The sequence below is a fragment of the Pseudomonas sp. R5(2019) genome (assembly GCF_009905435.1).
GTDB lineage: Bacteria > Pseudomonadota > Gammaproteobacteria > Pseudomonadales > Pseudomonadaceae > Aquipseudomonas.
The window spans coordinates 134,024-145,095 of sequence record NZ_JAAAMT010000011.1 but is presented as its reverse complement, the minus strand read 5'-3'; the positions used below and the strand labels follow the sequence as shown (position 1 = coordinate 145,095).

10 protein-coding genes are annotated in these 11,072 nt (G+C 54.5%); 2 read left to right on the top strand and 8 right to left on the bottom strand.

Annotation, left to right across the window (positions count from 1 at the left end; all coding sequences use genetic code 11):
• Positions 1-161 precede the first annotated feature (161 nt).
• The 5 genes from GUY40_RS10270 to GUY40_RS10250 all read right to left on the bottom strand — a co-directional run bounded on the left by GUY40_RS10270 (position 162) and on the right by GUY40_RS10250 (position 5,061).
• Complete coding sequence (locus tag GUY40_RS10270) at positions 162-1,202, bottom strand: ParB/RepB/Spo0J family partition protein (RefSeq protein ID WP_166568834.1); 1,041 nt, start codon at positions 1,200-1,202, stop codon at positions 162-164.
• 120 nt (positions 1,203-1,322) lie between these two features.
• A complete protein-coding gene (locus GUY40_RS10265; protein ID WP_166568833.1) occupies positions 1,323-2,441 on the bottom strand; it encodes a ParA family protein in 1,119 nt (372 codons plus the stop codon).
• 381 nt (positions 2,442-2,822) lie between these two features.
• The gene (locus tag GUY40_RS10260; RefSeq protein ID WP_166568832.1) at positions 2,823-4,349 is read right to left on the bottom strand and encodes an IS66 family transposase; all 1,527 of its coding nucleotides are present in this window, start codon (positions 4,347-4,349) and stop codon (positions 2,823-2,825) included.
• Positions 4,350-4,411: 62 nt separating this feature from the next.
• Positions 4,412-4,747 carry an IS66 family insertion sequence element accessory protein TnpB gene (gene tnpB / locus GUY40_RS28235; protein WP_166568831.1) on the bottom strand — a complete coding sequence of 112 codons (336 nt, stop codon included), beginning with the start codon at positions 4,745-4,747 and terminating at the stop codon, positions 4,412-4,414.
• Positions 4,744-5,061 carry a transposase gene (locus tag GUY40_RS10250; protein ID WP_166568830.1) on the bottom strand — a complete coding sequence of 106 codons (318 nt, stop codon included), beginning with the start codon at positions 5,059-5,061 and terminating at the stop codon, positions 4,744-4,746. Before GUY40_RS10250 ends, tnpB begins: the two co-directional genes overlap by 4 nt.
• Positions 5,062-5,726: 665 nt before the next feature.
• Here GUY40_RS10250 and ltrA point away from each other — a divergent pair.
• On the top strand, positions 5,727-7,013 hold the full coding sequence (gene ltrA / locus GUY40_RS10245; protein WP_178117760.1) for a group II intron reverse transcriptase/maturase: 1,287 nt from the start codon (positions 5,727-5,729) through the stop codon (positions 7,011-7,013).
• 280 nt (positions 7,014-7,293) lie between these two features.
• Positions 7,294-7,695, top strand: coding sequence for a hypothetical protein (locus tag GUY40_RS10240; RefSeq protein ID WP_166568828.1), 402 nt, complete (start codon positions 7,294-7,296; stop codon positions 7,693-7,695).
• A gap of 208 nt (positions 7,696-7,903) precedes the next feature.
• Here the strand turns inward: GUY40_RS10240 and GUY40_RS10235 are convergent, their stop codons facing one another.
• The 3 genes from GUY40_RS10235 to GUY40_RS10225 form a co-directional block, all read right to left on the bottom strand.
• Entirely contained in the window at positions 7,904-8,614 is a 711-nt protein-coding gene (locus tag GUY40_RS10235) for a hypothetical protein (RefSeq protein ID WP_166568827.1), read from the bottom strand.
• A 335-nt stretch (positions 8,615-8,949) separates the two neighbouring features.
• Complete coding sequence (locus GUY40_RS27980; protein ID WP_178117759.1) at positions 8,950-9,999, bottom strand: toprim domain-containing protein; 1,050 nt, start codon at positions 9,997-9,999, stop codon at positions 8,950-8,952.
• A 24-nt stretch (positions 10,000-10,023) separates the two neighbouring features.
• Positions 10,024-10,521: a hypothetical protein gene (locus GUY40_RS10225; protein WP_166568826.1), complete on the bottom strand. Its 498-nt coding sequence runs from the start codon at positions 10,519-10,521 to the stop codon at positions 10,024-10,026.
• Positions 10,522-11,072 lie beyond the last annotated feature (551 nt).

Genomic DNA, 11,072 nt, shown 5'->3' with positions numbered 1-11,072 from the left:
AGCGGTTTCCAAAACGGTGCTCAAATCCTGTGCAACAGACATAAAAAATCCGGAATCCTTATCGGACTCCGGATTCTCCAGCTGTTCAAGGATTAGTCAACAATCCTTAAGTGAACAGCATTGCGCTGAGGGGCGGGCCTTTGAATACAAAAGGGGAAAACTCAATCCTCCGAGTCCTCAAGACCTTTGGGGATATGCTGGTCGGAAAGCAATTGCTTCACCAGGTCAGCCAACTGGGTGACGTTGACACCTTGCTCGCAAACAATCTCAAGGCTATTCCCTTTGACCTTAATCTTTCCGAGAACCTCGCCACTAGCGACAACGTGGTTGTGTTGAGGTCGAGAAACTACCGGGCTCGTCCGCAAATGGATTTGTCGCTTGATCCAACGAAGAGAGCCAGCCTGTGAAGTCTTTCCGTTAGCAATCATGCCAACACCTTCGACTACCAACTCTTCATAGCGCTTGTCGAACGCTGCGAACTCCGCAACGGATTTGGTTCCGATAAGGCGAGGTTGCTCCTCAAGAATTTCCAACACGCCTTGAGGCAACTTGAAGTAGGACATACAGCGGGTAATGGTGGCTTTGCTTACACCAACATGCCGAGACAGGGCGGCCATGCTCCAGTCTTCGTTACGCTCAAGCATTTTGTTGAACGCCCTGGCGCGTTCGAAATCGCTGAGTGCATCACCTTCGTTGTCCGTGAGTGCATTGACTTCAGCTTCAGCGTCAGACATCTCCTTGATGCGCGCTTCAATTTCATTCCATTGCAAAAGCTTGTGTGCACGCCAACGTCGTTCACCACCGACCAATTCATACCGACCAGGAATACTTGGGCTTGGTCTTACGAGAATAGGGTTTAGCAAACCACTTGCCTGAATCGCGTCCGCGAGCAAGCTCAGTTTCTCACCGTCGAATTCTTTACGTGGCTGGTAAGGCGAAGGGTCGATCAGCTCTACCAGGATCTTGCCAACAACAAATGATCCCGGAGCCTTAGCTGAAACGTCGGCCCCATTTCGAGGGGCAGGCGTTTGTGGTGCAGGTTCCAACGCCTCTGGTTCATCAAGAAGACCTTGTTCTGCTAACAACTGGTCAAGCGATTTCCCCAGGTTTGCCTTGGGTATATCTGCAACAACCGGTTCGCTGACGCCATCTCCTGGCATTCGAGCAGGTTCTACACCTAAACGCCGCGTTTTCTCTCCCATGTACACCTCCAAAATTCTTGGGGAAACCTATCAATTTCCCTCTTGATATTCAGCAGAGCTGATACCCCCAAAAAACGTTTCACGGTGAAACGTTTTGGGCTTTCAGATCAATCTCGATACTTAAGCGCTGCCAACCGTGGCGCGAATGCGGTTGAGGATGTTGCCGAACACCGAGCGCATCGCACCGATTGAATTTTCACTCGCATTTTTCCAAAGCATGATGGGTACGCCGTCATCCAAGCTCTTGGAATAATCTTCTGAGAAGTAGAGTGGCACCTCAGCGACCTTGCCAGGGAATGTCTCGCTAAGCTTTTCCATGTTCGACTGAATACGCGGCCTGTTCTTGATGTACATCGTTGGTACAACGAAGATCTCAGGAGAACGTTGGAAGTCTTTGGCGAAAGCTTCCAGCTTGTCAGACAGTCGGCCTAGTGCTTTGAACGAAAACCGGTCCATCCGAATCGGGCAGATCAGGAAGTCAGAAGCGACCATCGAGTTGCGAGTAAGCAGCGAAGTTGAAGGGGCGTTGTCGATGATGATTACGTCATAGCCGGACAAATCGGCACTCTTGTTCTCACCCTTGAGAGCTTTTTGGAAGAAAAGCCCGTACCGGAAGTCGGATCCGTTTGCATTGCGTAGAGCGACATCCAGGTCTTCCAACGATTCTTCTGCGGGGATGAGGTGCGGGCCAAACTCGCCAAAAGGCTTTTTGATTACCTCATCCAGCGTTTTTGCAGGGTACATCGAGACCCCGAGGAGGTTACCTAAATGGCCATCGACCGCACGGTCACCAGGTACGTTCAACGCAGCGAGCTCATTTGCGGAAAGGTCTGGGTCATAACCAAGCATGCTGGTCGAGTCGCCTTGAGGATCGTTATCGACGATCAGCACTCGGAGCCCTCTCAACGCAAAGTCGATAGCAAGGTTTACTGACGTAGTAGTCTTTGCCGTGCCGCCTTTTTGCACAAAAGTTGAAATAACGGCTGTGCGAGCAAGGCCTTTGGTCAGACCTTTTTCGCGCCGCATATGAGCGATCTGGAACAGATCCTGGACGGAGTAAACTCGAACCGGGACTGAGCCGGCCTTTCTGCGGGCAATGACCAGGCCATGATCGCGCTCCATCAATTTCAACGTCTGCTGACTAACTCCCACGCTGTCAGAGGCGAACTGGGGTGCGAACTGCAATGTGCTGAAGTCCGTGTACAGCGGAATGCCTTGGGCCTTTTCGAACGACGTCATGGCTCATTTATCCTCGTAAAGATCTGAAAATTTTGGCTAACCGTATATTCTGCGCGGAGTATAGCAACATGCTTATATGGTAGAGCTCAAAAAAAGCCCATTCGACCCTATATTTTCGGTTGCTATAGAGGTGATCGAATTTAGTGCTAGCGGCTTGCTCACGTTGCGACTCGACGTATCGCTTTGATTAACGGACAAAAAACGGTTGAGTGCCTGGGTGGCATCGTCGTACGGATGTGCGGCTGCGGCTGATACAGAAAGTGAGAAAACTCGCGGAATGACGCTGGCTTTACCACGGCAGCTCGAGTGTTCATCGGACAACCTCCTGAGAAGTTGTGGGGGCTCATTCCGTAAGCGTCCGCCGAAGTCACCTTGCGTGACTCAGGCGGGCATCCACTGATGCGGCAGCAGTTGATCAATCTCACTGGCACGCTGCGTCGGCAGCCGCGTCAGCACATCTTTGAGATAGGCATACGGATCATGCCCATTCATGCGTGCCGACTGGATCAAGCTCATGATCGCAGCTGCCCGCTTACCGCTGCGTAGTGACCCGGCGAACAACCAATTCGAGCGTCCAAGTGCCCACGGCCTTATCTGATTTTCGACCGCGTTATTATCTATGGGCACAGCGCCGTCCTCGAGATATCGAGCCAGTGCCGTCCAGCGCTTGAGGCTGTAATCCAGAGCTTTGGCGATAGCCGACCCTTCGGGCACAAGATCGCGCTGGGCCAACATCCAGGTATGTAGTGCGTCGATAATGAGCGCTGCTTTTTCCTGACGTATTCGCCAGCGATCTTCGTCGGTCATTTCCCGCGCTTGCCGTTCGATTTCGTACAAGCCGCCAATTGAGTGCAGCGCCTGTTCGGCCAGTTGGCTTTTGTTCGTCGCATGCAGATCGAAGAACTTACGGCGGGCATGGGCCATGCAGCCGATTTCAGTGATGCCTTGCTGGAAGCTTGCTTTGTAACCGGCGAAATCGTCGCACACCAGCTTGCCGTTCCACTGGCCAAGGAAGTTGCGCGCATGCTCGCCCGCACGACTCGGGCTGAAGTCGTAAACCACTGCTTTAAGTGCCGAAAACGGCGTAGTGCAGTAGGCCCAGACGTAAGCACGGTGGGTTTTCTTTTCGCCCGGCGCGAGCATCTGCACTGGCGTTTCGTCAGCGTGGATAACGCCTTGGGCAAGTACCGCTTCGCGCAGCGCATCGACCAAGGGCTGGAGATGCACACCGGTTTGGCCTACCCATTGCGCCAGTGTCGAGCGGGCGATAGCCAGGCCGGCGCGGCCAAAGATTTTCTCTTGGCGATACAGCGGCAAATGGTCAGCGAATTTGGCCACCATCACATGAGCCAGCAGGCCTGCGGTCGGGATACCTTTGTCGATCACTTGGGCCGGCACCGGTGCCTGGATAAGCGTTTCGCACGCGCGGCAGGCCCATTTTCCACGTATGTGCTGCTCGACCGTGAACACGCCCGGCGTGTAATCCAGCTTCTCGCTGACGTCTTCGCCGACGCGTTGAAGCTGGCAGCCACACGCGCACTGGGTGTTCTCTGGTTCGTGGCGGATCACAGTGCGTGGAAACTGCGGTGGCAACGGTGCACGCTTGGGCTGCTGACGCGGTTCGGCCGGCGCGGCAGGCGGGTTGACCGCCTTCAACTCAGCCTCGATAGCCGCGATATCAGTATCCAGCAGGTCGTCGAGCAGGCTGCCCTGGTCAGGGCTCAGCTGCTCGCTGCGCTTGGCGAACTTGTGCCGTTTGAGCAGTGCGATTTCGTGGGTGAGCTGTTCGTTGACTGTTTCGATCCGATGGATCTTCTTGCCCATCGTGTCGACCTGCGACAGCAACTGCGCAGCGAATGCACGCAGTTGATCGGGGGTCATCTGATCGAGATTGGGCGAGGAAGTCATGCCCTGGATTTTACCAAAGCAGATCGCTTGCGGCAGTAGACCAAGGAGCTAATTACAACTTTTTAAAGCAGTGTGATTGCACCGCCAGCTCCAACGCGTTGCCAAGGTAGGCCGAGCACCAAGGCCTGAAGTTGCTCGGTATCCAGCTCCATCTCGCAGCCTTGTCGAATGCCTGGCCAGTGAAACTTGCCTTGGTTCAACCGGCGTGCAGCCAGCCAAACGCCAAACCCGTCATGCACCAGAACTTTCATGCGAGTGGCGCGGCGATTGGCAAACAGATAAGCGCAGTGCGGCTTCGCCGCACCGAACACCGCAATCACCCTGGCCAGCGCAGTTTCAGTGCCGGCACGCATGTCCATGGGCTCGGTGGCGAGCCAGATGGCATCGATACGAATCATTGAGTGAGTCCACGGACAAAGTGGGCGCAGCCGTCAGGATCGGAAGTTGGCCATTTCACTGTGATCGATTGCTCGCCAAGCGACAGCTCAATAATCGCCAATGCTTCCTCCTGCCGTTTGGGCTTGGCTCTCAACGGAACGAAAGCCGGCAACGCCGCTGGCGGCTGGTCTCGGTAAAGCGGTAGCCACTTGCGGATCACGTTGGCGTTGATGCCGTGGCTGATGGCAACGCTGGATAGGGTTGCGCCCGGTTGCAGGCATTCCTGAACAACCTGGGCCTTGAAGGGTTTCGGGTAAGAGCTTCGTTGGCGCATGGAAATCCTGACGTTAAGGGCTATTGCGTCCGCTTAAAAATACGCGGACACCATCGCCCTTAATGCTGGAGTTCGGAAGGTGTGTTGGCTGGACGCTTAGAGCGCCAGTTAAAGCTGGCGGAGGATAGTCGATGAAAGTTCGATACTGGTAAGAAATGGCGAATCAACCAGACCCCGAGTCATGCACGTTGCACCGCGAGGTGCAGGGTGAAGCGTTGACAGGGGAAACCGATGGGCCAGCCATTGAGCCGCGTAATCAGGAATTCGGGATGCCGATGCTGTTAAGCGAAGCAGAAGGCAATACGGAGCATGGCGTTATACGCCAGTCATGCTCTGATCCCGCGCGGTCGGAGACCCTGTGCACGTCGGGAAGTCCTTCGCACAGAAACTGGGAGATCTCAGCGGCGCCCGTTGCGCTAGCACCGGGCGGAGCAGGAAAGGCCAAAAGCCGTAACCCTGCTGTTCACGTCGCTGAGAAGTCGGATACGTCCGTAGTACCTGAGAAGCCATCGAACAAAGGGCCTGGCCCGGCGGAGATAGTGGAGGAAAGGGGCGTAGCCAAGGGAAACACCAACAGGCCTCCCGCGCCCCGGACACTGAGCCGGATCAGCTGCGCGTCGATGGGACTTGAAGGTGTACGTGAAGCAGCCCGCAGGAACAAGGGCATGCAGTTCACGGCATTGCTGCACCACATCACACCGCAGTTATTGGCGCAGAGCTTCTATGCCCTGCGCCGCGATGCAGCGGTGGGCGTGGACGGCATGTCGTGGCGAGGATATGAGGAAGGTCTTCTCCAGCGGGTAACCAATTTGCACGAAAGGCTCCACCGTGGAGCCTATCGGGCAACGCCGTCGCGGCGGGTCTACATCCCCAAAGCCGATGGCAGGCAGCGCCCGCTGGGCATTGCCTCTTTGGAGGACAAGATCGTACAGCAGGCGGTCGTTACCGTTCTGAATGCGATCTATGAAGAGGACTTCCTGGGATTCTCGTATGGGTTTCGGCCGGGGCGCAGCCAGCACGATGCGTTGGATGCGTTGACGGTCGCGCTGAAGAGCCAGAAGGTGAACTGGATATTGGATGCGGATATCACGTCGTTCTTTGACGAGATCGACCATGAATGGATGCTGATGTTTCTGGGACACCGGATTGCAGATCGGCGCCTGCTTGGGCTTATCTGCAAATGGCTTCAGGCGGGAGTTATGGAGGACGGTCGTAGGGTGGCTGCAACCAAGGGTACTCCCCAAGGCGCAGTGATATCGCCATTGCTGGCGAACATCTATCTTCACTACGTGCTGGATTTGTGGGCAAGGCAGTGGCGCCAGCGGCATGCCAGTGGCGATGTAATTGTTGTGCGTTACGCGGACGACAGCGTGGTGGGTTTCAGGACAAAATCACAGGCTCAGCAGTTCTCGGAGCAATTGCAGGAGCGGTTGGCCAGGTTCGGTCTGTCACTCAACGCTTCGAAGACACGGTTGATTGAGTTCGGTCGTTTCGCTGCGATAAATCGCAGGAAGCGAGGCTTGAGAAAACCAGAAACCTTCGATTTTCTGGGCTTCACACACTGCTGTAGTGTCAGCAGACGCGGTGAGTTTCAAGTGCTGCGACTGACAGTCAAGAAGCGAATGCGTGCGACGCTACTGGCCATTCGGGATGAGCTGAAACGTCGGCGCCACGAGTCTGTTCAAGTCGTGGGTCAGTGGCTTACCCGGGTGGTCAGGGGCTACTTCAATTACCACGCCGTGCCGGGAAACCTGATACGTCTTGGCGGTTTTCGTTCGGCGGTGTGCCGTCTATGGCGGCAAGCCCTCAAACGTCGCAGCCAGCGTAGCCGGCTTCAGTGGTCACGCTATGGACGCCTTGCCGACCTTTACATACCTAGACCCAGAAATACGCATCCTTACCCTGAGGATCGCTTCGCGTCAGACACCCGAGGCAGGAGCCGTATGCGGTAGTTCCGCACGTACGGATCTGTGCGGGGGGTGGCAGGTAACTGCCATCCCTACCGCGACCCTCATTCCTACTTCACTCACCCTCTGTTTGGAAATAAACAGAATCCCCGGATAAGGTGGAGATACCTCGCACCAGTCCGTTTGCGAAATAGCGACGGTATTGGGATTAGATTAGGGACTACCGAATCTAAAAACGTTTCACGGTGAAACGCTCTTGGTGAGTGAGATAATTAGGCTGGGATCAATGGCCCGCGCCGTCCCATTGAAATGTGAAGGAAAACCAATGACCACCGTAACCAAAGATCAACTGCTGTGGCTAACAATTCCCCTGTTGCTTCTGTGCACAGCAGCCAAGGCCGTGGAACCTCCCCAGTATGTCGTGAATGGCATAGGTGGCGACTCCTGTGCTTCTTTCGTGCTAGCGCTTTCAGACTACCAGCCCACCAATGCCATCGTTACGGGCGGCAAGACCTACTACACGATGGCCAATGCTTACACGCAGTGGCTCTCTGGTTTCATTACTGCTGGCAGTCAGGGGGCAAATCGGGTCGATGTAAATGGTATAGCCCTGTGGGTTAAAAAATACTGCGAAGCCAATCCTTCGGAGATTCTTGCGTTTGGTGCCGGGGCATTCATTCGCGCTCATCACCTGTCCCCAGTGCCGTCGCCTGGCAGCAGTAAATGAACGGAGTTGGCTTGTTGCGGCAATCTTGGGATTAGATGAGTGGGTGCTGAGCTTATCTAAAAAACGTTTCACGGTGAAACGCTCTTGGGGCCGGAGCTCAACGACCGCTCTTAGGCCTCGGGACTACCCCGAACTGCTCGGGGTTTCCCTGATATCTGAATGGACGCAAACAAAGGTGCAAACTTGCATCTTTTTGCAGGGGGAATGTTCAGTACAAAGTGGCCGGGAGCATGGTGAGGTCCTGGCTATCGGAGATCACGCTTCCTCCGCTGAAATGAATCCGGGGAATCCTCTCTTTTGCACCCCGTTGTTTCCGATCATGCCGGGTCTGGATGTCGGGAATTCCACTTTGGCCTACCAGGACCAGTAACTGATTGAGGTTCTCCGTGCGCGATCCGGTGAAGCCGTCCGTTACTGCATTTACCCGGTAAGAAAACCCAGACGACCTTAACGTGTAAAGGTCATCAGCCTTCTGGTGACGCAGGATCTGCGCCTGCGTAGTGCGGATCTGAGCATTCTCGATCTCCAGCGCGCTCCACTGCTCAAGTGCAAGGTGCAAGAACTGGCCAATGGCGTTGAGCTGGTAGTCCCGGTCGAACTCGCTGAGTTTGGACACGGAAAACGCGCTGTTCCGGTAAAGCGTGGCCGCATTCACTTCTCGAACCAGTATCGGCGGTGTGACCAACCGCCAGGATGTCCGCTCGAACTGCGCGCAGTAGTCCTTGCTCAATTCCGTGAGGCGATTGACCAGGCCCTCGGCTGATTTGGCCAGCTTGGGAGGCACGACGAGAATTCGTTTGTTGAGAGAAGACTCCATTTCATGCAAGACGGCACCTTCCGAACAAATAGACGCACACTCCCCAGAAATAGAGTAGTGATAGGAAAAAATTGCCTCTTGCTTAGTTCTCGGAATGCTCATGGTAATAGTCTCGCTAGAACATGACGGTGCTGACTTAAGTTATAGTAACATAATAAATATTTATCCTATCGCTGTGTGCGATGTTGCTTGTCGTCACCAAACTTTCGATCTGCGTTCGACCAGCGGTTAACAGGCCAAGGGGCCCCGGCATCGAGCATTGGCATCGTAGTCGTGAGAGCGCGTGCGAGATGCACCAGGGGGAGGAAATTTAGACAAAAAAAAAGGCCACGTTTGACCGTGACCTTTAAGTAAGGAGAATGAAAAGAGAACCAACGTTGTAGAAAGTTCTATTGCATTCGCTTACCGTTATACAGTACCAACATAACTCGTTCAAGCTAATTGGCCCGCGAATTAGCCTTCTGCCAGACCTCCAAGTCATTGAAATCCGAAAGCTCAAGCGGTGCTCCTGCTGGCCAGCACGGCGCGATTACGCGTAGCTTGTGCTTCTCCGCAGCTTTATCCGCAAAGGCTTTGCCGGGGTTCACCACCTTTTCGCCATCGATAATCACCGCGGATTTGCGGTCATCGTCTCGCGCTATCACGAGATCAATCACATCTCCGAAACGTTCAACCAGGAAGTCGGTTACTACCAGCAGGTTTTCGGTGTTCAGCGCGCAGATTACCGGCGAATTGCCGTGTAGAGCAGACACGCTTTTGCCTGTGGCCCATCCCTCACAAATGAAGAGAGTATCGCCAGAAACAGGCTTCCCTATCGGAATGTACCCACCCATGACCTCCGCATGACGCAGGAAGACCTTTGTGCCGTCCGGGAAAATTCGCTGGAGGTTGATCAGCTCACCTTTGCGGTAGACCGGCAGCAAGAGCATGTCGCCTTTCTGTCGAGCACCTTCCGCTGAGATACCCTTGCGCACCAGGTACGGGTGATTGTCAGAAGCAACGGGGCTCGCGTTCCAAAGCCTCAGCGCATATCTCTTCGCCCTTTTGGCACCTTGGATGCGCTCTAACTCGGCCTTTTTGCGCTTCTCTTCCGCCTCAAGCATGGCCTGTTTCACGCGCTCGGCCTGCTTATTGCGAGAAGCTTCGGATAACTCGTGCGATGGTTCCTCGAACACCGAGAGCCTGAGCCTGGAGGCCAGTTGTTCGGCGGCCTCCAGTTGCTTCACTCCCCAGACAAACGCGGCCAGCGATACGAGGTCGCCACCTCGATCACCAGTCGCAAAGTCATGCCAACCTCCGGAATCCATCGAGACGCAAAAACTGCCGATCGATCTATCACCACGGTTTGGATTGAGCGCCCAGTACCGGTTACGCCGTAGTTTTCCCGTGGGCAGCAGCTCTGGTACCAGCCAGCTCGCATCGACCAAAGCCACTGCGGCTACCTGCCGCAATGCCTCGATCCTGCGCTTGTTTCGATCCGCTGACATAGCACCTCCGGACAGACCCTGGCCTCACGCGGCAACCTTGTAGGCGACGGCCAGTTCTCCCGACATCCGCGAGAATTGTTCAGTGCAAATTTTGTCAAGATCAACCGGCGAAAGTACGCGCTCGTACAGATGCACCGATGGGTACACCAAATGCGCGCCGTCTTTGCTCAAGTAGTCGATGAAGACCAGATGAACCGCGTTGGAAACGTTGAGCATCTGAATCTTTGTCCAGTCGAAACTTGATGCGGCTAAACCGCTCAGGTTCGACTCCAGGTGTTTGCGCTTGCGATTCACCCAAAGGTTCGCAATTGGGGAAAACATCCGAGCCAGGGCACGAACAGTTCTACTCTGCTGATACGAGTCGAAAAATGAACACGCATTAAGGTAAGGCATTGATTCGGCTTCTACCGAAGATTTCGGCAGAATATTTCGGTACTGAAAAACCGCTCTTAACCCGGCGTTCGGGTTGTAGCTGTACACGTAAACGGGCTTACCGCCGACAAACATCGTCGCACCTGACAATTGAAACTCCTTGTATTTTTTTACAAACACGCACGTAGGTAGTTGTAACGGGAATGTCTTCTTTAACACGTCCGGTGTATTCGCTACAAACGCGAGAACTCTTGTGCGCGTTAACCGCCTCCGAAGCATGTCTTAAATCCGTGTTACTCCGACCAAAAAACTCTCCCGTACGACGAAAACTTTTGAAAAAAACGCCTCCATTTTAGGTGGTCGCGAAAATGATATCGCTCGTGCATTGGTCGTAGAAGACGATCTGCTGCGCCAAAGCGCTCAGACGATTCAAGCCCACGGCACCCATCCGTAACTCACTGGTGCACTCCTGGTACCCGGCAGTGGCAACCAAAGGATCTGTCTCGACCTACAGGTTACTCACAGGTGCGTGCCGTCTGAATTCCGTGTGCCTCAATCAGATTGAAAAGCACTGTAAAGCTACTCGTAGGTGCATGTAGGAGTGCAGGTGTACTTCCCGCAGATTGAAAAGCACCCACGAGTAACTCGTAGCGTCATGCGTGATATGGAGGCAAAGGAGGTGTGTGCAAGCAGATTGAAGG

What these genes read in the sequence shown, in the direction of transcription:
- GUY40_RS10270 (WP_166568834.1), bottom strand. Translation starts at nt 1,202, where the DNA reads ATGGGAGAGAAAACGCGGCGTTTAGGTGTAGAACCTGCTCGAATGCCA.
- GUY40_RS10265 (WP_166568833.1), bottom strand. Translation starts at nt 2,441, where the DNA reads ATGACGTCGTTCGAAAAGGCCCAAGGCATTCCGCTGTACACGGACTTC.
- GUY40_RS10250 (WP_166568830.1), bottom strand. Translation starts at nt 5,061, where the DNA reads ATGCGCCAACGAAGCTCTTACCCGAAACCCTTCAAGGCCCAGGTTGTT.
- GUY40_RS27980 (WP_178117759.1), bottom strand. Translation starts at nt 9,999, where the DNA reads ATGTCAGCGGATCGAAACAAGCGCAGGATCGAGGCATTGCGGCAGGTA.
- tnpB (WP_166568831.1), bottom strand. Translation starts at nt 4,747, where the DNA reads ATGATTCGTATCGATGCCATCTGGCTCGCCACCGAGCCCATGGACATG.
- ltrA (WP_178117760.1), top strand. Translation starts at nt 5,727, where the DNA reads ATGCAGTTCACGGCATTGCTGCACCACATCACACCGCAGTTATTGGCG.
- GUY40_RS10260 (WP_166568832.1), bottom strand. Translation starts at nt 4,349, where the DNA reads ATGACTTCCTCGCCCAATCTCGATCAGATGACCCCCGATCAACTGCGT.
- GUY40_RS10240 (WP_166568828.1), top strand. Translation starts at nt 7,294, where the DNA reads ATGACCACCGTAACCAAAGATCAACTGCTGTGGCTAACAATTCCCCTG.
- GUY40_RS10235 (WP_166568827.1), bottom strand. Translation starts at nt 8,614, where the DNA reads ATGAGCATTCCGAGAACTAAGCAAGAGGCAATTTTTTCCTATCACTAC.